Origin of the sequence: Bacteroides caecimuris, from assembly GCF_001688725.2 — a bacterium.
Lineage (GTDB): Bacteria > Bacteroidota > Bacteroidia > Bacteroidales > Bacteroidaceae > Bacteroides > Bacteroides caecimuris.
Genome location: NZ_CP015401.2, coordinates 4,184,204 through 4,208,065 on the forward strand (window position 1 = coordinate 4,184,204; position 23,862 = coordinate 4,208,065).

Annotated in this window: 16 protein-coding genes and 1 pseudogene; 9 read left to right on the forward strand and 8 right to left on the reverse strand. The window is 42.5% G+C overall.

Features of this window, described 5'->3' with window-relative positions; all coding sequences use genetic code 11:
• The first annotated feature begins 57 nt into the window (after positions 1-57).
• Entirely contained in the window at positions 58-4,176 is a 4,119-nt protein-coding gene (locus A4V03_RS18210; RefSeq protein ID WP_065539839.1) for a hybrid sensor histidine kinase/response regulator transcription factor, read from the forward strand.
• Positions 4,177-4,261: 85 nt separating this feature from the next.
• Here the strand turns inward: A4V03_RS18210 and A4V03_RS18215 are convergent, their stop codons facing one another.
• Entirely contained in the window at positions 4,262-5,227 is a 966-nt protein-coding gene (locus A4V03_RS18215; protein WP_065539840.1) for a glycoside hydrolase family 18 protein, read from the reverse strand.
• 273 nt (positions 5,228-5,500) lie between these two features.
• Between A4V03_RS18215 and A4V03_RS18225 the strand changes: the two genes are divergently transcribed.
• The 4 genes from A4V03_RS18225 (at position 5,501) to A4V03_RS18240 (ending at position 10,095) form a co-directional block, all read left to right on the forward strand.
• The gene (locus A4V03_RS18225; protein WP_065539841.1) at positions 5,501-6,370 is read left to right on the forward strand and encodes a helix-turn-helix domain-containing protein; all 870 of its coding nucleotides are present in this window, start codon (positions 5,501-5,503) and stop codon (positions 6,368-6,370) included.
• A 211-nt stretch (positions 6,371-6,581) separates the two neighbouring features.
• Entirely contained in the window at positions 6,582-7,286 is a 705-nt protein-coding gene (locus tag A4V03_RS18230) for a succinate dehydrogenase/fumarate reductase cytochrome b subunit (protein WP_004311073.1), read from the forward strand.
• A 37-nt stretch (positions 7,287-7,323) separates the two neighbouring features.
• Positions 7,324-9,303, forward strand: coding sequence for a fumarate reductase/succinate dehydrogenase flavoprotein subunit (locus A4V03_RS18235; RefSeq protein WP_065539842.1), 1,980 nt, complete (start codon positions 7,324-7,326; stop codon positions 9,301-9,303).
• A 36-nt stretch (positions 9,304-9,339) separates the two neighbouring features.
• Positions 9,340-10,095, forward strand: a complete 756-nt coding sequence (locus tag A4V03_RS18240) for a succinate dehydrogenase/fumarate reductase iron-sulfur subunit (protein WP_004298485.1) — start codon at positions 9,340-9,342, stop codon at positions 10,093-10,095.
• A gap of 179 nt (positions 10,096-10,274) precedes the next feature.
• Here the strand turns inward: A4V03_RS18240 and A4V03_RS18245 are convergent, their stop codons facing one another.
• Together A4V03_RS18245 and A4V03_RS18250 are read right to left on the reverse strand one after the other, a co-directional pair.
• A complete protein-coding gene (locus tag A4V03_RS18245; protein ID WP_065540500.1) occupies positions 10,275-12,050 on the reverse strand; it encodes an oxaloacetate decarboxylase in 1,776 nt (591 codons plus the stop codon).
• A 320-nt stretch (positions 12,051-12,370) separates the two neighbouring features.
• Positions 12,371-12,700, reverse strand: a pseudogene (locus A4V03_RS18250) (HU family DNA-binding protein); the annotation flags it as partial.
• A gap of 185 nt (positions 12,701-12,885) precedes the next feature.
• Between A4V03_RS18250 and A4V03_RS18255 the strand changes: the two are divergent.
• Positions 12,886-14,637 carry an AAA family ATPase gene (locus tag A4V03_RS18255; RefSeq protein ID WP_065539843.1) on the forward strand — a complete coding sequence of 584 codons (1,752 nt, stop codon included), beginning with the start codon at positions 12,886-12,888 and terminating at the stop codon, positions 14,635-14,637.
• Between the two features lie 255 nt (positions 14,638-14,892).
• On the opposite strand, the gene dprA is transcribed toward A4V03_RS18255, so the two are convergent.
• From dprA to A4V03_RS18275, 3 genes are read right to left on the reverse strand one after another with little or no spacing between them, the layout of a single operon-like run.
• Positions 14,893-16,017, reverse strand: a complete 1,125-nt coding sequence (gene dprA, locus A4V03_RS18265; protein WP_065539844.1) for a DNA-processing protein DprA — start codon at positions 16,015-16,017, stop codon at positions 14,893-14,895.
• Complete coding sequence (locus A4V03_RS18270) at positions 16,014-16,415, reverse strand: acyl-CoA thioesterase (protein WP_007757582.1); 402 nt, start codon at positions 16,413-16,415, stop codon at positions 16,014-16,016. The genes dprA and A4V03_RS18270 overlap by 4 nt, the downstream gene beginning before the upstream one ends.
• A gap of 47 nt (positions 16,416-16,462) precedes the next feature.
• Positions 16,463-17,752: a peptidase U32 family protein gene (locus tag A4V03_RS18275; protein ID WP_065539845.1), complete on the reverse strand. Its 1,290-nt coding sequence runs from the start codon at positions 17,750-17,752 to the stop codon at positions 16,463-16,465.
• A gap of 124 nt (positions 17,753-17,876) precedes the next feature.
• On the opposite strand from A4V03_RS18275, the gene dusB reads away from it, so the two are divergent.
• On the forward strand, positions 17,877-18,872 hold the full coding sequence (gene dusB, locus A4V03_RS18280; RefSeq protein ID WP_065539846.1) for a tRNA dihydrouridine synthase DusB: 996 nt from the start codon (positions 17,877-17,879) through the stop codon (positions 18,870-18,872).
• Positions 18,873-18,978: 106 nt separating this feature from the next.
• Here dusB and A4V03_RS18285 read toward each other — a convergent pair whose 3' ends face one another.
• Both A4V03_RS18285 and A4V03_RS18290 read right to left on the reverse strand, forming a co-directional pair.
• Positions 18,979-19,944 carry a phosphatase PAP2 family protein gene (locus A4V03_RS18285; RefSeq protein ID WP_065539847.1) on the reverse strand — a complete coding sequence of 322 codons (966 nt, stop codon included), beginning with the start codon at positions 19,942-19,944 and terminating at the stop codon, positions 18,979-18,981.
• On the reverse strand, positions 19,935-20,942 hold the full coding sequence (locus A4V03_RS18290; protein ID WP_065539848.1) for an NAD-dependent epimerase/dehydratase family protein: 1,008 nt from the start codon (positions 20,940-20,942) through the stop codon (positions 19,935-19,937). Before A4V03_RS18290 ends, A4V03_RS18285 begins: the two co-directional genes overlap by 10 nt.
• A gap of 224 nt (positions 20,943-21,166) precedes the next feature.
• Here A4V03_RS18290 and rnr point away from each other — a divergent pair, with 224 nt between their 5' ends.
• Both rnr and A4V03_RS18300 read left to right on the forward strand, forming a co-directional pair.
• Positions 21,167-23,323 (forward strand): ribonuclease R, encoded by a 2,157-nt coding sequence (rnr, locus tag A4V03_RS18295; RefSeq protein WP_065539849.1) that lies wholly within the window; start codon positions 21,167-21,169, stop codon positions 23,321-23,323.
• Between the two features lie 18 nt (positions 23,324-23,341).
• The gene (locus tag A4V03_RS18300) at positions 23,342-23,821 is read left to right on the forward strand and encodes a pyridoxamine 5'-phosphate oxidase family protein (RefSeq protein WP_024986758.1); all 480 of its coding nucleotides are present in this window, start codon (positions 23,342-23,344) and stop codon (positions 23,819-23,821) included.
• Positions 23,822-23,862 lie beyond the last annotated feature (41 nt).

Below are 23,862 nucleotides of genomic sequence, written 5' to 3' on the forward strand. Positions count from 1 at the left end.
AAATAAAATATTTATTCCTATTTTTGGATTTGTAATTGAAACAAATAAGCACGAGTTATGAAAAAACACATTGCTTCTATTCTATTTTTATTCTTGTTATCAACTTTTCAGTTGATAGCCCAGTCTCATTCCGTAAAAAGATTGGGGATAGAGCAAGGATTATCAAATAATTATGTAGTCAGCATTACACAAGATAAACAAGGGTTCTTATGGTTTGCCACAGAAGAAGGACTTAATAAGTTTGACGGTACCCGTTTTATTACTTACTATAAAAATGATTTGGCACATAACAATCAGGGAATCACCGGCAACGAGCTTAACCGGGTGTATGCTGACACGAAACGTCCTATTATTTGGATAGCCACTCAACGAGACGGACTAAATGCATATAATTATAATAAGCAAACATTTACCGCTTATCAGCATAACCCGAAGAATCCACATAGTTTGATTACGAATGACGTAACAGACATTTCTCCTTCCACTCAACATGATGATGGTTTATGGATTAGTACCTATTATAGAGGTATAGAATATCTTGATATCACCAGCGGACAATTCACTCATTATAATAAAAATACAGTTCCCGGTCTACCCTGTGAGCAAACATGGACAGTATTGGACGGAGGTGATGGGAATTTGTATATCGGACATGTCGGAAGCGGGTTCAGTATTCTTTCTCTTAAAGATAAAAGTGTAAAAAACTTCCGGAACGAAGCCGGAAACCCAATGAGTTTACCCGGTAATGATGTGTTTTGTATTATAAAAGATACGAACGGAAATATCTGGTTAGGTACAAATAAAGGATTGGCCCTATATAATGCTGCTAATGAAAACTTCATTACGTTCAAAAAAAACAAGAATGACAAGTATGACACTTTATGCAGTCGTATATTATCTATCCGCCAACTAAAAGATAATAAGCTTTGGATTGCCTCCGAGCTGAATGGCATTGCTATATTGAACCTAAAACAAAGTATGTTTCTCTCACCAGAGGAGATTTCTCTTGAATACATACAGGAAGGTGACGATAGCCGAAGCCTCTCTAACGCAAGTGCCCGATGCATATTTCAGGATTCTTTTGATAACATTTGGATAGGAACATGGGGAGGAGGAATCAATTTTATCAGTAGTAAATCACCTTTGTTCACCACATTGAGCTATTCTCCTATTCCAAACAATGAGAACAGTCTGAACAACAAAGTAGCCAGCAGCCTCTGTATGGACAGACAAGGGCGGGTTTGGATCGGAACAGACGGCGGAGGAATCAATGTATTTGAAGGAGAGAAACGTACCGCCATCTATAAAAAAGAGAGTGGAGATATTCCTTCTAATTTTATATTAGCCTCTTTGCAGGATTCAAAAGGCAATTTATGGTTTGGATCCTATGAAGGGGGAATCAGCCATTATGATAGCCGGAATAAAAAATTCCGTTCCATCTCTCTTATGGGACAATCTAATCTGGATGTCCGTACGATCTATGAAGATGCCCAACACAACATTTGGGTAGGATACAGTGGAGGAATTGTTGTATTGAACCCTCTTACAATGGAGATTATCCGACATTACAATACAGAAAACAGCGAACTGCAAAGTGACTTTATACGCTCCATAGCTCAAGATGAGAAAGGGCGTTTCTGGATTGGGACTTTCGGAGACGGACTTGGGATATACACCCCGGACTTACAGAAAATCAAAACGTTCACTCAAAGGGATGGTTTCTGCTCCAATACTGTCAACCAGATCATACAAGATAAACAAAAAAGAATGTGGATAGGAACAGGAGAGGGATTGGTTTGTTTCCTGTCAACCGACGAACTGAATTATATGACTTATCAACGGAAAGACGGCCTGATTAATACGAATATCTGCGCTATAGCAGAAGACAAAAAAGGAAATATCTGGTTTAGTAACAACAAAGGTATCAGCTGTTATGTTACAAGCAAAGACTGTTTTTACAACTATGGTCACTCTGATGATGTACCGGCGGGAAGTTTCTCAAGCAGTTGCGTAACACAAAACAAGAACGGATGGATTTATTTCGGTTCTATCAATGGAGTATGTTGTTTCAATCCCGATATCACCATGAACGAACAACCAGCTCCGGCAGCAGTTATCACAGAAATGAAAATACTCGGACGATTGAGCAACCTGGAAAATAATGACATGATTATCAATTTATCCAAAGGACAGAATGTAGAATTAAGTCATGCGCAAAATAGCTTTGGACTTACATTTAACGTACAAAACTATTCACTAGTCAACCAAGTGGAATATGTTTATATGCTGAAAGGGCTTGAAAACTCATGGTACACCGTCAATGAGAACAACAGCGTCACTTTCCGAAACATTCCTCCGGGAAAATATGAATTCCTCATCAAAGCAAGGGTACATAATCAGGAATGGCCGGAAGAAGCTACTTCACTTACCATCCGTGTCAATCCCCCTCTTTGGCTGACATGGTGGGCAAAGCTTATCTATATTTTGGCATCTATCAGCATCATTTATCTTATCCTGCATGCATATAAAAAGAAGCTGGATTTGGAAAGCCTCTATACGCTGGAAAAGAAAAACCATGAGCAAGAACAGGAATTAAACCAGGAACGTTTGCGGTTCTATACTAATATCACCCATGAGCTGCGTACGCCGTTGACCTTAATCCTCGGTCCTTTGGAAGATATGCAAAAAGAGACCTCACTTCCGGCAAAACAAGCCCAGAAGTTATCTGTCATCCATCAGAGTGCACTACGGTTGCTCAACTTGATTAATCAAATACTGGAATTCCGGAAGACAGAGACACAAAACAAGAAATTGTGTGTCAGCAAAGGCAATATCGCTCCTCTGATCTATGAGATAGGGCTTAAATACAAAGAACTAAATCAAAAGACCAAGATTGATTTCCAAATTCAGATAGAGAAAGAAGAAATGCTCCTTTTCTTTGATAAGGAAATCATTACCATCGTTTTGGACAACCTGATTTCCAACGCGATCAAATATACGGAACAGGGACGCGTCACTCTAAGTTTGTATCAGACAATGCGCAATGAGGTTGCTTATACAGAGATAAAAGTCAGTGACACGGGATATGGAATTTCTGCTGAAGCCCTGCCACATATTTTTGACCGTTATTATCAGGAAAGCGGCAAGCATCAGGCATCCGGGACAGGCATTGGCTTGGCCCTAGTGAAGAATCTGGTCACCCTGCATGAAGGAGAAATCCGGGCAGAAAGCATACAAAACGAAGGAAGTACTTTCTATATCAGCCTATTGACGGATAATATCTATCCCAATGCTTTACACGCAGATTCTACAGAACCGATTCAAGAAGATACGAATCAGGAAGCAAGCCTTGAATATCCACAAGAAACCACACTGGATACCGGCAAACCGATCCTGTTGATTGTAGAAGACAATGAAGAGATACAGAAATATATCGCCGAGTCCTTCGCAGATTCGTTCGAAGTACTCACAGCTTACAACGGAGAAGAAGGGAAGCAACAAGCTCTTAGCCGCATCCCGGATATTGTAGTCAGCGATATTATGATGCCTGTCATGGACGGTATCACTCTCTGCCGGCAATTGAAAGAGGACGTACGGACCAGTCATATCCCTATCATCTTATTGACAGCTAAAGACTCTCTGCAAGATAAAGAAGAAGGATATAAGGTAGGAGCCGATTCTTATCTGACAAAGCCTTTCAGTGCTTCTCTGCTGCGTAGCCGTATCAATAATCTGCTGGAATCAAGAAAGAAACTGATAGCTCAATTCCAGACACAATCCGTTCCGGGCAATCAGGCAGATTTAAAAGAAAAACGTATCGTAATCGCCGAAGCTCTAAGCAAGCTGGATAATGAATTTATTGAAAAAATCACCCTTTTAATCGAAGAAAACCTCTCTTCGGAGAAGATTGATATTACCTATCTTTCAGACAAGATGTGTATGAGCGGTTCCACCCTCTACCGGAAAATGAAAGCACTGACAGGATTATCGACCAACGAATATATCCGGAAAGTGAAAATGCAAAATGCAGAACGTTTATTGCTTGAAGGGAAGTTCAACATCTCTGAAATCGCCTATAAAGTAGGAATGAACAGTACGGGGTATTTCCGTCAATGCTTTAAAGAGGAATTTGGCGTCTCGCCTTCGGATTACCTGAAGCAGATCATACAATCATAAAAAGGGAGAGGGAAACTTGTTAAAACAGAACCTGTTAAACAGCATCTACAAAAAGGATTTACAAGTAGCAGTCGTGCGAACTAAGTCATTCCCTCAATTCTTCAGTCATTGTCTTTAGTAATGACCTGCTGTCACTTAACGGCAAATCCGTAGCTAAATCCCAACTCATCATACCTTTCAGCTTCTGTTCTTTTGCATAACGGGTTTTGATACGAATGTTATCCTGACCGTCAAACACATAAGTATCTCCCTGATAGATCACTTCATTCTGTGCAGGACTCGTAACCAATCCATTCTGTACAAAATTGAAATAAGCCTCTGTCTTCTTTGAATTATCTTTGGTCACCCCATAAAAAGGAACTCCTGCCACCAGTTTTTCCTTCGGAATACCATACTCCAATACCATCTGTATATCCGAACAATATTTTTCTATTGGAAAGCGAACCGGTGAAGGACCATAGCACTGAAGTGAAATAAAATCAACAGCTTCAATAGCTTCCTTACTAATCTTATAACAAACAGGATGCAGAGATACACTGAAAAGATACTTGTCTCCCAACACTTCACGCATCTTCAGGATAGCCAAACTATAATCTTCATATTCTTTCTCATTTTCTGCCCACTCAAAATCAAGATCAATGCCATCCAGTTTATTCTTTTCCAGTACAGTCTTTATGTTCTTTGCAAACGTCGTACGAGCGGCCTCATCGGCCACCATCGCTTTCCATTCGCCACTGGAAGCACCCAAACGTATTTTCACTTTTGTACCTTTTACTTTTGCACGAACCGATTTAATCAAACCTTCCCAAGTGGTCACCCCTTTTCCCTGAAATGCACGTGGATTCTCAAATGACAATGATCCGTCTTTATTAGGATGAACATTCAAGAAAATAAGGTCGTCACTTGCCCGCAAGCTTTCTGTAGAGATACGACCACGGTTGTAAAAATTACCCCGCACATAAGAACTGACCATATAGTCTTGCTGTGCAAACAATGATAATCCAACAAACAAAAAAAAGAAGAAGAATACAATTTTTCTTAGCATTAGCATAATGATTGATAATTAAAACGTTTAGATTGCAAAAATACGCATATCAAAGGGAAACAGATGTTCAAAAACAACTATAATACTTCCAAAAATCAACATAAAGTTTTCTATTCAGAAATTTACAACAGATAAATATTGAATTCTCTAACATCATCCAAAGGGATAAGAATAATATTTGCAGGTTTCTACTAAAACATAAATAAAAGAAAGAGTTCCATTTTCCGCAAAAAAAGCCTATCTTTGTTCCGTTAAGATAATAAATCACGCATAAAACTCATGCCAAGAGATTCATTTTGCATACAATATACCAACTGTACGGGATGTCCAAAAAATGTTGAGAATATCCTTGTATATAGAAACTTACCTAAAGGAGAGCATATCCCCAAGGATAAGTGTACGCAGAATTGTATGCTTTTTATGATAAAGGGCGAATTACTTATCAATAGCGAAGAGCATCCCGGAATAACGTTACGCGAGAGACAAATTGTTTTGCAAGCTATTGGCTCCAAGGTCGAAATACTGGCACTGACAGATGTTGAATACGTTGTCTACTGGTTCAACGAACTGCCTTTGCTTTGCGAAGACCGATATAAGGAAATGATGGAACAGGCGGAAGCTCCTTTGACCTACACTCCACTGATTATGAGCGAAAGGCTTTACCACCTTGTCACCAGTATGCCCGAATTCCTCGCTGAAGAAAACCCTTGCAGCAAGTATATCGACTTAAAATGCAAAGAACTGGTTTTCTTGATTACCAACTTCTATCCGCTGCCCCAACTGGGTTCATTCTTCTATCCGATCAGCACTTATACGGAAAGTTTCCACTATTTCGTCATGCAGAATTACAGTAACGTGAAGAACGTGGAAGAATTTGCGCATCTGGGAGGATATACGACCACTACTTTCCGCCGACTTTTCAAAAACCTCTACGGTGTGCCCGTATACGAATGGATACTGGAAAAGAAACGGGAAGGAATCCTGGAAGACCTGCAGCACACCAAAATGCGAATTACTGAAATCTGTAACAGATACGGATTCGACTCCCTGTCGCATTTCGCACACTTCTGTAAAGACTCTTTTGGCGATACCCCACGCGCTTTACGCAAAAAAGCAGCCGGTGGTGAGAAAATCGGAAAGGTACAATAAACAGCCCCATCCTACTAATGTGCCAATCAGTTGCACCATGCGCGCATACTGGCTGGCATATTGACACATTGGCGTATTGATCCATTATTAAAGAATTATTTCTTTAATTCCTTGCTCAATCAATCTATTTCCCCTATTTTTGCAGTCCGTAAGAGGTGTAAAACGTCGAAATTTTAGTTCTAACAATTAAATAATTTAAATTCAATCATTTATGTGGTTAAGTAATTCATCTGTAGGAAGGAAAGTGGTGATGAGCGTTACCGGTATCGCCCTTGTCCTGTTTCTAACATTTCACATGGCGATGAACTTGGTTGCGATCATCTCGGCTGATGGTTACAACATGATTTGTGAGTTCCTGGGAGCAAACTGGTATGCATTAGTGGCTACCGCAGGACTGGCTGCTCTTTTCGTGATTCACATCATCTACGCATTCTGGCTGACCATGCAGAATCGCAAAGCGCGTGGTAGCGAACGCTATGCAGTGGTTGACAAACCGAAAACTGTAGAATGGGCATCTCAAAACATGTTGGTGCTGGGTCTGATCGTCATCGTAGGTCTTGGTTTGCACCTCTTCAACTTCTGGGCAAAAATGCAGTTGCCGGAACTGATGCACAACATGGGCATGCACGCTGATACACTGACGCTGGCTTATGCTGCCAATGGTGCTTATCACATCCAGCAGACTTTCTCTTGCCCGGTTTACGTAGTTCTTTACCTCGTTTGGCTGTTTGCGTTGTGGTTCCACCTGACTCACGGCTTCTGGAGCTCTATGCAATCACTGGGATGGAACAACAAAGTATGGATCAATCGTTGGAAATGCATTTCTAACATCTATTCTACAATCGTTGTACTCGGTTTCGCACTGGTAGTAGTGGTATTCTTCGTGAAAACACTGATTTGTGGCGGTGCTTGCTAAATAGTAAATTGTAAATGATTAAATTGTAAATAATATTATGATCAAGATAGATTCAAAAATTCCAGAAGGCCCGGTGGCTGAGAAATGGACCAACTATAAAGCTCACCAGAAATTGGTGAACCCCGCTAATAAACGTCGTTTGGACATCATCGTTGTGGGTACGGGTCTGGCAGGTGCTTCTGCCGCTGCTTCACTTGGTGAAATGGGTTTCAGAGTATTCAATTTCTGTATTCAGGATTCTCCCCGTCGTGCACACTCTATCGCTGCACAGGGTGGTATCAATGCTGCAAAGAATTATCAAAATGATGGTGACTCCGTTTACCGTCTGTTCTACGATACTGTAAAAGGTGGCGACTATCGTGCCCGTGAAGCAAACGTATATCGTTTGGCTGAAGTGTCTAACGCTATCATCGACCAATGTGTAGCGCAAGGTGTTCCTTTCGCTCGCGAATATGGCGGTACACTGGATAACCGTTCTTTCGGTGGCGCACAGGTATCCCGTACTTTCTACGCTAAAGGCCAGACTGGTCAGCAGTTGCTGCTGGGTGCTTACTCTGCATTGAGCCGTCAGGTAAACGTAGGTACTGTTAAACTGTACACCCGCTACGAAATGCAGGATGTTGTCATCGTTGACGGACGTGCCCGCGGTATCATCGCAAAAAATCTTGTAACAGGCAAATTGGAACGCTTCGCCGCTCACGCTGTAGTAATCGCTACCGGTGGTTATGGTAACGCTTACTTCTTGTCAACCAACGCTATGGGTTGTAACTGTACAGCTGCTATCTCTTGCTACCGCAAGGGTGCTGTATTCGCTAACCCTGCTTACGTTCAGATTCACCCGACTTGTATTCCGGTACATGGCGACAAGCAGTCTAAGCTGACTTTGATGTCCGAATCTCTCCGTAACGACGGTCGTATCTGGGTTCCGAAGAAGAAAGAAGATGCTGTAAAACTCCAGAAAGGCGAAATCAAAGGAAGTGATATTCCGGAAGAAGACCGCGACTATTACTTGGAACGCCGCTATCCGGCATTCGGTAACCTGGTTCCGCGTGACGTTGCCAGCCGTGCCGCTAAAGAACGTTGCGACGCTGGTTTCGGTGTAAACAACACAGGTTTGGCCGTATTCCTCGACTTCTCTGAAGCTATCAACCGTTTGGGTATCGACGTTGTTCTTCAACGTTATGGCAACCTCTTCGATATGTACGAAGAAATCACTGACGTTAACCCGGGCGAACTGGCTAAAGAAATCAGTGGTGTGAAATATTATAACCCGATGATGATTTATCCGGCTATCCACTATACAATGGGTGGTATCTGGGTAGACTACGAACTGCAAACCACTATCAAGGGTCTGTTCGCTATCGGTGAATGTAACTTCTCTGACCACGGTGCAAACCGCCTCGGTGCTTCTGCATTGATGCAAGGTTTGGCTGACGGTTACTTCGTATTGCCTTACACCATCCAGAACTATCTGGCAGACCAGATCACTGTTCCTCGTTTCTCTACCGATCTTCCTGAATTCGCTGAAGCTGAAAAAGCCATTCAAGCTAAGATCGACAAGCTCATGAGCATCCAGGGTAAAGAATCTGTTGATTCTATCCACAAGAAACTGGGTCATATCATGTGGGAATACGTAGGTATGGGACGTACGGCAGAAGGCTTGAAGAAAGGTATCGCCGCACTGAAAGAAATCCGCAAGGAATTCGAAACGAACTTGTTTATCCCCGGTTCTAAGGAAGGTATGAACGTAGAGCTTGACAAAGCAATCCGTCTGTACGACTTCATCACTATGGGTGAGCTTGTTGCTTACGACGCATTGAACCGTAACGAAAGTTGTGGTGGTCACTTCCGTGAAGAATACCAGACTGAAGAAGGAGAAGCAAAACGTGATGACGAAAACTTCTTCTATGTAGCATGCTGGGAATATCAAGGTGACGATGAAAAGGCTCCGGTATTGCACAAAGAACCGCTGGTATACGAAGCTATCAAGGTTCAGACCCGTAACTACAAGAGCTAATCGGTGAAGTTAAACATTTAAAAGAATTAGAAGAAAATGGATAAAAATATATCATTTACACTGAAGGTATGGCGCCAAGCTGGTCCGAAAGCTAAAGGTGCTTTTGAAACCTACCAAATGAAAGATATCCCCGGTGATACTTCCTTCCTCGAAATGCTGGATATCCTGAACGAACAGCTCATCAGCGAAAGAAAAGAACCGGTAGTATTCGATCATGACTGCCGCGAAGGTATCTGCGGTATGTGTTCTCTTTACATCAACGGACACCCGCACGGTCCTGCAACAGGTGCTACTACTTGCCAGATTTATATGCGTCGTTTCAACGACGGTGACACCATCACTGTTGAACCTTGGCGTTCGGCTGGTTTCCCGGTTATCAAGGACTTGATGGTAGACCGTACGGCATACGACAAGATTATGCAGGCTGGTGGTTATGTAAGCGTACGCACAGGTGCTCCGCAGGATGCTAACGCTATCCTGATCGCGAAGCCTATCGCTGACGAAGCTATGGATGCTGCTTCTTGTATCGGTTGCGGTGCTTGTGTAGCTGCATGTAAGAATGGTTCTGCTATGTTGTTCGTTTCTGCAAAAGTTAGCCAGTTGAACTTGCTGCCGCAAGGTAAACCGGAAGCTTTGCGTCGTGCAAAAGCTATGTTGTCAAAGATGGACGAACTGGGATTCGGTAACTGTACAAACACTCGTGCTTGTGAGGCTGAATGTCCGAAGAATATTTCTATCAGCAACATCGCCCGCTTGAACCGCGACTTCATCATCGCAAAATTAAAAGACTAGAAATTGCTAGATTTCAATAGCGAGAGCTTAATTTGATTAATGACAGAATCCCCTGCCGGCTAGTCCGACAGGGGATTTCTTTTTATTATCTATGAATTGTCATTAATTACCACTATTATTAAAGAATCATTATGAGTCTTTATTAAGTGTCGCTTATACCCTAACTCTTTATAAAAGGCCTACGCAAAAATATCACTCCGTAAAATATAACCAATAACATCTCCTTTATGTACATTAGCACCTTGCTGTGCACATATCTCCACAACCCTTCCGGTAAATCCGGTCAGAATCTTTTCATATTCTCCCCACGGGGTAGAAAGATAACAAAAGACTTCGTCATGCTGATATTTACGTCCGATGAAAGGAGCAATGGATGGTCCCTCCACGGAAACTTCCCAAAGTACCTGCCCGTTATCAGGAGCAATGACCGGGTCTGCCTTGGCACGCTTCAATTTCTTAATTTCCTCTTCCGAATATCCGTTCTTTACCATTGCCGCATCCTTAGCATGTTGTAACTCTTCCTCGAAACGCTTTTTGGCAACCCCAGATTTATAATCACGATACTGGCGATCGTGCATGGCCAGTTCGAAAAGTTCCTCGTCATCCTCTCCATATTCCCAGCCATTTTCATCCATTTCCTTCCGATATTCATCCAAAGCATCCGGATAATTCAACTGCGGGTCGGTATCGACAAATTCATATCCTTTAGATTTCGCCAACTCTACAATCTCCGGTGCGAGCTTACCCGGAAGACGTCCACTTTTACCCAGAATCATATCCCAAGTGTGGTTATCTATCATTGTCCAGCGATCTTCCCCTTTTACCTGCTGCATAAGATTCATTAATGCAACATTCTTCACATACTGGCTGAAAGGAGTCACCAAAGGAGGATAACCCAGCTTAGGCCATACATATTCCACTTCATCAAAAAGCATCACAAGCAGATCATCCAGACTAAGCTCCGGCTCATTCTTACTCCTTAATATCATATTGATACCGGAATGCACTCCTTTCAAATCTGCCATCATAGACCCCATCATACCACCCGGCAAACCACATTTCAGTAGAAGTGAAGACATGTATTTATTGGTAGGATCCATAAAATAACCCAGAAAATCATCAATGAATTCTTGCGTCATAGCGCGAGCTTTCATATATGCTTTCATATTTATGTCGGGAACCTGGAAGCCTAAATCTTTCAACATAGCCTGCACAGAGATTACGTCCGGATGCACTTTGCCCCAAGACATCGGCTCCATAGCCACATCAATGATGTCCGCACCATTTTCGCAAACCTCAAGAATAGAAGCCATAGACAATCCCGGTCCGCTATGACCATGATATTGAATCAATATATCCGGATGTTTCTCCTTGATAGTCCTGACCAATTCTCCTAACATACCCGGACGACCGATACCCGCCATATCCTTCAAGCATATTTCAGGTGCACCGGCCTCAATCAGTTGATCGGCAATTCGGTCATAATACTCAACAGTGTGTACAGGAGAATAGGTGATACAAAGAGTTGCCTGCGGAATCATACCTGCTTCCAAAGCATATTTAATAGAAGGAATGATATTTCTTGTTTCGTTCAGTCCACAAAAGATGCGTGTGATGTCCACTCCTTGCGCATGCTTGACTTTATACATCAATTTACGAACATCTGCCGGAACCGGATACATGCGCAACGCATTCAATCCGCGATCGAGCATATGCGTTTGAATACCCGCTTCTTTAAAAGGTGCGGTAAAAGCACGGACAGCCTTATTAGGATTTTCACCGTACAACAGATTTACTTGCTCAAAAGCACCGCCATTCGTTTCAACTCTGGCAAAACAGCCCATCTCAATAATCAAAGGAGCAATACGGACAAGCTGATCAACCCGAGGTTGATATTTACCGGAAGATTGCCACATGTCCCGATAAACAAGACTGAATTTAATTTCCTTTTTCATCATAGCCAATAATAAGTGATTTTTTCTTCGGTTAACTTCACATATACAAATATAACGGATTATTTTGACATATAGTCAATAAAACGCCTTAATAAGCTTATCTAAAAAGATGTTTTATATCATAATGACAGAATAAAACAATACTTTACATGTAACTACCCTAAATAACAAATCAAATTGTTTTAGGTTCGCATTTATTCTTTTAAGAAATCCTTTATTAACATATACATAAATAGAAGATGCACAGATCACCGATCATAAATCGATTCTCTGTGCATCACTACTACTCTAAAGCCACTTGTAAGACAAAACCAACTAAATTATGCAGCCGGATCCGGTGCTTCCCCGTTATCTCCCTTACCATCATCGCCGGAATCAGGATTGCCACCATTATTACCACCATTACTACTTCCATCTGTATAATCCGTCTCAATTTCCACACGACAGGTGATACTCATATCTTCCAACGTATCCTTAAAGATTTTTCCCGGATAAAAGATAATCTTTCTTTGGATGATGGACTTCGATGAAATATCCTTCTCATCATCCGCACTCTTGGCACGGATAGTGGGACTGAAGATTTCGAACTCACCCAACTGAACGCTCTTTCCGTCGTCAATATCCTCAGCCATCTTGTCTACCAGACCACTAAAGAAAAAACATATTCTTTATCCTATTGGTGTGAGATTCCCACGATTTTCATTTATATTTGCTTTCCTATTAAGTTTCCCCAAATAGAAGTGTGCAAAGAAGTTATGGAATGTTTGTTTGGAGAAGTAACAAAAAGACCCTACCTTTGTTTGTATTCAAAGTGAACTTTTAAAAGGCATAAATTATGGAAGAATATATAGCACCGCGCAGAAAACGTATCCCATACGGTATGATGAACTTCGCAGTCATCCGCCGCGACGACTGTTATTATGTGGACAAAACCCGGTTTATTCCCATGATAGAAGAGGCAGACAAGTTTTTCTTCTTCATCCGCCCGCGCCGTTTCGGCAAAAGCCTCACAATAAATATGTTGCAGCACTATTATGATATACTTGCCAAGGATAAGTTCGAAGCGCTGTTTGGCGACCTTTACATCGGAAAGTACCCAACCCCTGACCGAAATAGTTATCTGGTGCTGTATCTCAACTTCTCCGGAATAGTCGGTGAACTGCACAATTACCGAAAAGGGCTGGATGCGCATTGTGGCACGACCTTTGAAAACTTCTGCAAAATATATGCCGACTATCTGCCACAAGATACGTTGGAAGAATTGCGGACAAAAGAAGGAGCAGTGGAACAACTGGACTTTCTCTATCAGGCATGTGCACGTGCCGGACAGAGAATTTATCTCTTTATTGACGAATATGACCATTTCACCAATGCCATCCTATCGGACATAGAAAGCCTGCACCGCTATACGGACGAAACACATGGCGAAGGTTATCTGCGCGCCTTCTTCAATAAAATCAAAGCCGGAACCTATTCCAGCATCGAGCGGTGTTTCATCACCGGCGTAAGCCCCGTGACAATGGACGACCTCACAAGCGGTTTCAATATCGGAACCAACTACTCGCTCACACCGGAATTCAACGAGATGATAGGTTTCACGGAAGAAGAAGTGCGCCAAATGCTCACTTACTATTCCACCACCAGTCCGTTCAACCACAGTGTAGACGAACTGATAGAAATAATGAAACCCTGGTATGACAACTACTGCTTTGCGGAAGAATGTTATGGCGAAACCACTATGTATAACTCCAATATGGTGCTATACTTCGTCAAGAATTATATCCAACGGGGCAAAGCCCCCCGGGAGATGGTAGAAGACAATATCCGTATCGACTACGAAAAATTACGTATGCTCATCCGGAAGGACAAAGAGTTTGCCCATGATGCCTCCATCATACAGACATTGGTGAGCGAAGGTTACGTCACCGGAGAACTGAAAAAAGGTTTCCCTGCCGTCAATATCACCAATCCCGACAACTTTGTGAGCCTGCTCTACTATTTCGGTATGCTCACCATTAGCGGCACGTATAAAGGAAGGACCAAACTCACCATTCCTAATCAGGTAGTCCGCGAACAAATATACACTTATCTGCTAAGTACCTACAACGAAGCCGAACTCAATTTCAGCAGTTACGAAAAAAACGAACTTGCCAGCGGTCTTGCCTACGATGGCGACTGGAAAGCCTATTTCGGTTATATTGCCGACTGCCTGAAACGCTACACTTCCCAGCGCGACAAGCAGAAAGGCGAATTTTTTGTCCATGGCTTCACGCTTGCCATGACGGCACAAAACCGTTTCTACCGTCCTATTTCCGAACAGGACACACAGGCAGGCTATGTCGACATTTTCCTCTGTCCGCTACTGGATATCTATTCTGACATGAAGCACAGTTACATTGTGGAACTGAAGTATGCTAAGTATAAAGACCCCGAAAGCCGCGTGGAAGAACTGCGACAGGAAGCTATTGCCCAAGCCAACCGCTATGCTGACACTGATACGGTGAAAAGAGCAGTCGGCACTACACAGCTTCATAAGATTGTGGTTGTGTACAAAGGAATGGATATGCCAGTATGTGAAGAAATTTAAAGCAACTCCAGCAATAAATCCATATAGAATCTCGAACATCATTGGGAATAGAAGCACATTGTGCTCGTTAACAGTGAAAATCCGTAAAAGAATTCAAAAGAGAAACAAATACAATAAAATTATTTGGAAAGGACAAGACAAAGGCTTACATTTGTCATGTGATTTTTTTCATAGTATTAGATTTAAGGTTAACAAAGGTTGGAGCAAGGCGTTGCTCCTTTTTTTATGTCTATATGTGAGATTAGTTCATGTGAGTTAATTCAATAACTGATACATTCCTCCTGCCAATACACGAATCACCCCTTTCATTTCCAGTTCGAAAAGAATAGCAGCCATCTTATTTACGGGAATATCTGCTTCTACCACAAGAGAATTGATTTGCAGATTTCCCAGTTTCTCCAAAATAGCGACTATCTTCTGTTCTTCTTCAGACAATTCGATAAAAAGACTACGTTGCACACTTACCTTTTCTGAAAGAGTCGTCGGCATATTCCAGCCCATAGCCTGCACAAAATCTTCGGCAGATAATAACAGGGATGCTTTATTATCCCTAATCAACCGATTACATCCTTTCGAATATTCATCACTCGTGCGACCGGGGAAAGCGAAACAATCGCGATGATAACCTTCAGCAAGTTCGGCTGTAATCAATGAACCTCCCTTTTCTGCCGACTCAATGACGATGGTAGCATCACACATACCGGCAACAATACGGTTTCGACTGATAAAATTATGGCGATCGGGATTCGTTCCGGACAGAAATTCGGTCAGTAATCCCCCTCTTTCAAGCATATCGACAGCCGTTTTCCGATGGACATGAGGATAAATACGATCCAACCCATGAGCTAAAACACCTACCGTAGACAGTTCATTAGCCAACGCTTCACGATGCGCATGAATATCGATTCCATAAGCAAGGCCGCTGACAACCAGCACATCAGGACAAAGCGTTTTCAAATCCCGCAAGAAGGAGGCACAGATGTGGGTTCCATAATCCGTGGCATTGCGGGTTCCTACCATATTTATTACATGAAGGGAATTTAGATCGGCATTTCCTTTAAAGAAAAGAACAACAGGGGCATCTTCACATTCCCGCAAACGGGAAGGATAAGCTTCATCATAAAAGGACAGACAGGAGATCCGATTCTTCCGGATAAATTCATATTCCTGTTCGGCGCGGGCAATAGCTTGCGGACAATCCAATGCCTCTATCACCCGTTGACTTACTTCAGGAATACGTTCCGGTATTTCTTTGCGCAGGCGGAAAACATCAACGGCATTGCCCATTCCGTCTATCAGACGTTTCGCCCCTATGTGCCCGATACCTGGCACCATTGTCAGAGCAATACTATAAATTTGTTCTTCTTCGGAGCTGTTCATTTCAGGTAGGGGGCAAAAACATTATCGAACAATTCGCTGTCACTTAAACGTCCGTTTACCACACATACCGTTTCAACAGTGGATTTCACTACTACTTTATTATCATTCTTACGGAAGATATCCTGATAAAATACATATTTGATACCTTCCTTTTTCATATATAGTTTCGAGACAAACTCATCTCCGCTTTTCAATGGAGTCTTGAATGCCATACTAATGCGTGCCACTACCGGATCGACTCCTTGCTCATGAAGTGCAGCAAAACTGACACCCACCGAAGTTAAAAATTCATGACGGGTATGTTCCAGATAGTGCTGATAGTTAGCATTATTGACAATACCTTGAAGGTCACATTCGTAATCGCGAACCTTCATTTCCAATTCATAGATATAGTTCATTTAATTTGAGAATTAAGGATTAAGAATTGAGGATTGAGAGATAACGGTCAGCCTCTTTTTTGCTCAATATCGAGCCCTTTGAACTTCTTCAATTCTTCGGTCGATACCAGTTTATACAGCTTGTCACTGGGACGTATCTTATCCGATTTCATGGAGAAATGCTGTCCTTTCTTCACTGTTTGCACAGGTTCCAAGTCAACACGGGCTTCTTCCAAAGTCATAAATAGGGCACCGGTAGTCGGTCCTGTTATGAGAAGCTTATCGCCTACACTTACTTCAGCAGCTTCTACCAGGAATTCGGAAACTCCGATATTAGAGAAGTATTTGATACCCTTACCTACATAAATCTTACGTTCCGTAGCTGCCGAACCATAATTCCTGGTCCATTCGCCCAAACGCTGTCCCAAGTAATATCCATCCCAAAAGCCACGGTTGAATACGGTTTTCAGGCGTTCATCCCAAGCCGCAATCTTTTCGTCGGTGAATGTTCCATCTAAATAAGCCTTGATAGCTTCTTTATAACATTCAACCACCGTACGTACATACTCAGGTCCACGGGCACGACCTTCAATCTTGAATACACGTACACCGGCATCCAACATTTTATTCATAAAATGGATGGTCTTCAAGTCTTTGGGAGACATGATATACTCGTTATCAATATCCAATTCCACATCCGTTTCCTTATCACGAACCGTGTAAGAACGGCGACATACCTGCATACAAGCACCGCGATTGGCAGAATGATTCATCTCATGCAAAGAGAGATAGCATTTACCCGATACTGCCATACAAAGCGCACCGTGGCAGAACATTTCGATACGAAGTTGTTCGCCGCTCGGACCACAGATATGTTCTTCCTGTATCTGACGATAAATCTCGGCTACCTGCTCCAGATTCAACTCACGGGCCAATACTACCACATCTGCGAATTGCGCGTAGAATTTCAATGCCTCCGCATTGGAAATATTCAATTGAGTGGAAAGATGCACCTCCTGCCCTATCTGACGGGCATAATTCATCACTGCCACATCAGCCGCAATCACCGCAGAAATTCCGGCTTCCTTGGCTGCATCGACAATGGTATGCATCAGAGGGATATCTTTATCATAGATAATCGTGTTGACCGTCAGATAACTCTTCATCCCGTGCTCATCACACGTACGGGCTATTTCCCGCAAATCATCAATGGTGAATGTATTAGCCGAACGGGCACGCATATTCAGGTTTTCTATACCGAAATAAATAGAATCGGCACCTGCCTGAATGGCCGCAGCAAGAGATTCGCGCGACCCCACAGGAGCCATTATTTCAAAATCTTTCAAACTAAGACTCATAGAATATATACTTATTTGTATCAGTTAAGCAAATGAATGCGTACAAAGGTAGGCTTTTTTCCGTATTTTTGCAGCGAAAACAAGAAGTTACTTCAATCATAAACAATAAATAGCAGGCTCGTAAATGAAAATAGCCCATATAGATTTAGGAAAAAGCCCTATCTTACTTGCCCCGATGGAGGATGTAACCGATCCGGCTTTCCGCCTGATGTGCAAGAAATTCGGAGCAGACATGGTGTATACCGAGTTTGTATCGAGTGACGCACTGATACGTGCTGTCAGCAAGACTGCACAGAAACTAAGTATCAGCGATGCAGAACGTCCTGTCGCCATCCAGATATACGGAAAGGATACGGAGACAATGGTGGAAGCTGCCAAGATTGTAGAACAGGCACAACCTGACATTCTGGATATTAACTTCGGCTGCCCGGTGAAAAGAGTAGCTGGAAAAGGAGCTGGAGCAGGTATGCTACAAAATATCCCCAAGATGCTGGAAATCACCCGTGCTGTAGTGGATGCGGTGAAAATACCCGTAACAGTGAAGACTCGTTTGGGATGGGATGCAAACAATAAAGTAATTGTAGAATTAGCGGAACAATTGCAAGATTGTGGCATAGCCGCATTGACTATACATGGTCGTACCCGCGCGCAGATGTATACCGGAGAGGCAGACTGGACACTGATAGGCGAAGTGAAGAATAATCCGAGAATGCATATTCCCATTATCGGTAATGGAGACGTGACCAGTCCTCAACGCTGTAAGGAGTGTTTTGACCGTTATGGAGTAGATGCTGTAATGATCGGTCGCGCCAGCTTCGGTCGTCCATGGATATTCAAGGAAGTAAAACACTATTTAGAGACAGGTGAAGAATTACCTCCACTTAGTTTTGAATGGTGTATGGAAGTACTTCGTCAGGAAGTGGTAGACAGCGTCAATCTGCTTGATGAGCGTAGAGGCATTTTGCACGTACGCCGTCATCTGGCCGCAAGTCCTCTATTCAAGGGAATCCCTAACTTCCGCAACACACGTATTGCGATGTTAAGGGCAGAAACAAAAGAAGAACTTTTCCGGATATTTGATGAAATCACTTCCCAACGCAAAGAAAATCCGGAAACTTAAATCAACACCTATTATACCTATTCTTCAGGAGCTTGTACTTGTTCCTGAAGAATAACCTGGTGTAATCAAATAACATGATGTAATTAAAAGTCAAGGTCTTTGGTTTCTATTTAAACATCGGCTGCGCAAACCACTTTTTAAACATCCAAGTTACGACCACATACAACAGGAATGCAGAGAAGAAACCAACAACGGCATCAATCACATAATGCGCCTGAATATATACGGTAGCCCCACAGAGCAACATATAGAAAGGTATAAGACAAGCAAACAGCTTCTTGCTGCCGCGCCAAGCCATAATCATCAGAATAGTAGAAATGCCTACATGCGAACTGGGAAATGCCGCCGTAGGACGTTCACCCACTTGCTGCGAGCTTTCCACCAGACTATAAAAGAATCCGTGCTGATAGCCCGGCCCGGGAAGTAACTCCTGATTATAATTGAAATAATCACCGATAGCAGGAAAAATACCTTTAGATACATTATCAATACCAATGGCAGGAAAATAAAATTGAGGGCCTGCAACAGGAACGAATATATAAATCAGATAGTAAATAAAGAAAGAAGTGACAAGCACAAAAGACATCTTTTCGAACCACTCAAACTTATAAATGAAATAGAATAGAGTCACAATCAGCATCATCGGATAATAAAAGAAATATCCCATATTGAATGCCTCGCTGACTATAAGATGTGGAAACGTATGGCAGAACCAAATAGCAGGCTGCCCATTGAAAATAAACTGCTCGGCAGTTGCAAATACATGATCTAAATTCGGGAAGAAACGATTGAATTCGAAAGTATCCGGATACCAGTAAGACAGCAGGCTCATCTGAATGACAATACGCACAAACGCCGAAAATTTACAGGGAGCAAGACGATAAAGATACATCAATAAAAAAGTCATAGCCGCGATCATCGCCCTATCCAGCAACATGTGCCATGGATGATCCATCCGCTGAAACAGGAACAGAATCAATATGGAAGTCAACAGATTATAAATCAATGTAATCTTTTCCACAGCAAACAACCCTTTCCGGGTTTCTACGCGCTTAAATAAGTCTAAAGCCATCCTTCATTTTTATACCAGGCAATGGTTTCCCGAACTCCCTTTTCCAAATCATACTCGGGCACATACCCCAGTTCATCCATTACCGGGGTTATATCGCATTGCCAGTTGCGTTGTTTCATTATCTTATATTTATCCGAATTCAGAGTACTGCTCCTCCCGGAACGTGTAGCAATGAATTCAGCGAACAAAGATATAACTTTTAGCACAATTAATGGACATTTCAAGTGAAGAACAAACGGATTACCCAATTCTTTTTGTATCAAATCCGAAAAGGCACGGCTTTTATAAACTTTCCCATCTGTCAAGAAATACGCCTTACGAACCACTTTTTTCTCTATTCCCAGGAAAATAGCCTGCACAATATCTTTCACATACACAAAGGTCAAGTCCTGACGACGGAAACCGACCGAGAAATCAACATGTTTCTGAATAGATTTCGCCATCAGATAGTAATCGGCTTCACGAGGTCCATAGACCCCTGTAGGACGATAAATGACATAAGGGAAGCCGGGCATACTCTGAATATACAACTCCGCTTTCAGTTTGCTCAATCCATAAGCAGTATTGGGCATCGGAGAGTCGTCCGCTTTTATCGGAGTATAGTCTTTCTCACGTACAGGTCCGAACACACTCAATGTACTGATATAGATAAACTGTTTCGGAACCATATCCAGCTCCTTCAACGTATCGATAAAATATTTGGTCTGAAGATAATTCACATAGTCAAAAGAGTTCTTGTCGGGGCATTTTGTAACACCGGCACAATGAATGATATAATCAAATTTGTTGTAAGTGCCTTTATGACCGGAGAGTTGGGCACGAAGTTCATCAGGGTGCGCAAAATCCAGTTCCAGAAAGTGGATTTCCCGGTTTTTCAAATACTGCTTGCTACTCGTAGGACGAATCCCGGCCCACACACCAAACTTTCGCTTCAACGCTTCCTCCACGATGAAACTGCCGATAAAACCACTCGCGCCTGTAATTAAAATACTTTCCATTATTACTTTTCAGATCCTACATGAATATTAATTGAAAGAATATGATGCCACAAAGATACGATAAATATAAAATAAAAATCTTCCAAAGCAATATATCTCTATCAAATTAAATACTTTACAGAAAAGCAAATCAAAAAATAAACAGACCTTGACAACAAACTAACCAAAAATTTGTTTACTTTGTATCCTATCAATGATTGAACTACTAATAAATTCCATATAATATGGCAAAAAAGAAAGAAAAGAAAGAGAAAAAGGCCGGCAAAAGAATGAGTAAGAAAGAGCTGGCAGCATTATTAATAGACTTTTTCCATGCCAAATCCAGCGAGACCTTGAGTATGAAATATATATTTTCGGAATTGCGTCTCACTACCCATCCGCAAAAAATGTTATGCGTCGATATATTACATGACCTTTTAGCTGACGATTATATTTCTGAAATAGAAAAAGGAAAATTCCGTCTCACCAATCATGGGACAGAGATGGTAGGCACTTTCCAACGGAAAAGCAATGGCAAGAATTCCTTTATTCCTGAAGGAGGAGGCGAGCCGATATTTGTAGCCGAACGCAATTCGGCACATGCCATGAACAATGACAAAGTAAAGATCACCTTCTATGCCAAACGGAAAAACAGAGAGGCAGAAGGAGAAGTGATAGAAATACTGGAGCGTGCAAACGATACTTTCGTCGGCACACTGGAAGTGGCCAAGTCATACGCATTCCTGGTGACAGAGAACCGTACATTAGCCAATGATATTTTCATCCCGAAAGATAAGCTGAAAGGCGGAAAGACCGGAGATAAAGCCATTGTGAAAGTAACCGAATGGCCGGACAAGGCAAAGAATCCTATCGGACAAGTAATAGATATATTAGGTCAGGCCGGCGACAACAACACAGAGATGCACGCCATTCTTGCGGAGTTCGGTCTGCCGTATGTATATCCGAAAGCAGTAGAGAAAGCTGCGGACAAGATTCCTGCCGAGATTTCAGCAGAAGAGATTGCCAAACGCGAAGATTTCCGTAAGGTAACAACTTTCACCATCGACCCGAAAGACGCCAAAGATTTTGACGACGCACTTTCCATCCGCAAGCTAAAGGACGGATTGTGGGAAGTAGGCGTACACATTGCCGACGTGACACATTACGTAAAAGAAGGCAGCATCATCGACAAGGAAGCAGAAAAGCGGGCAACTTCCGTTTATTTGGTAGACCGTACCATCCCGATGCTTCCCGAACGGCTGTGTAACTTCATTTGTTCACTCCGCCCGAACGAAGAGAAACTAGCTTTCTCCGTTATCTTCGATATTACGGAAAAAGGAGAAGTCAGAGACTCACGCATCGTACATACGGTTATCAACTCCGACCGTCGCTTCACCTACGAAGAGGCGCAACAAATCATAGAAACAAAAGAAGGAGACTTCAAAGAAGAAGTACTCACATTAGATACGATTGCCAAAGCACTGCGCGAAAAACGCTTCTCTGCAGGAGCCATTAACTTCGACCGCTACGAAGTGAAGTTCGAAATTGACGAAAAAGGAAAACCAATCAGCGTCTACTTCAAGGAGTCAAAAGATGCCAATAAACTAGTGGAAGAATTCATGTTGCTCGCTAACAAGACCGTAGCAGAAAAGATAGGACGTGTGCCGAAGAACAAGAAAGCCAAAGTGCTTCCTTACCGTATCCACGACCTGCCCGATCCGGAGAAGTTGGAGAACTTGTCACAGTTCATCGCACGCTTCGGCTACAAAGTGCGTACAAGCGGAACGAAGACTGATATTTCAAAATCCATCAATCATTTATTGGACGACATACACGGAAAGAAAGAAGAGAACCTGATAGAAACCGTATCCATCCGTGCCATGCAGAAAGCACGTTACTCAACCCATAACATCGGCCACTACGGACTAGCATTCGAATATTACACTCACTTTACTTCTCCCATCCGCCGTTTTCCGGACATGATGGTACACCGTTTGGTGACGAAGTATATGGACGGAGGACGCAGCGTATCCGAAGCTAAGTACGAAGACCTCTGCAACCACAGCTCGAACATGGAACAAATTGCAGCCAATGCCGAACGTGCTTCCATCAAATATAAACAGGTGGAATTTATGAGCGAACGTCTGGGGCAGATTTACGACGGTGTAATCTCCGGCGTAACCGAGTGGGGACTTTATGTAGAACTGAACGAGAACAAATGTGAAGGTCTGGTGCCTGTCCGCGACTTGGATGACGACTACTACGAATTCGACGAGAAGAACTATTGTCTTCGCGGACGCCGCAAAAACAAAACATACAGTTTGGGAGACGCTATTACTGTTCGGATAGCTCGTGCCAATCTGGAAAAGAAACAATTGGATTTTGAATTGATAGAAAAGTAAATTCACCAAACAGCCATTATGAAAACTGTCATTATTGAAGATAAACAACGAATCGAGTCCATTATTCTCCATTGCGATGCCTGTTTTGTAGGCATTACTGATTTGGAAGGTAATCCCTACGTAATCCCGATGAACTTCGGCTATGAGAATGGCACCCTATACCTTCATTCGGGTCCTGAAGGCAGCAAGTTGGAGATGTTGGAACATAATAATAATGTATGCATCACTTTCAGCGTCGGTCATAAACTCGTATATCAGCATGAGAAAGTAGCCTGCAGTTACAGCATGCGTTCCGAAAGCGCCATATGCCGTGGAAAAGTGACATTCATAGAAGATATGGACGAAAAACGCCGTGCACTGGATATTATCATGCGTCATTACACGGATAGTGAGTTCAGCTATTCCGATCCTGCGGTACGTAATGTCAAAGTATGGCAAGTACGTATCGATCAGATGACGGGAAAAGTCTTCGGTCTGCGAGCCAACGAAAAGCCATGAAGCGGTTTTCCGGTTTTCGACAATACGGCTTTACATAGGAA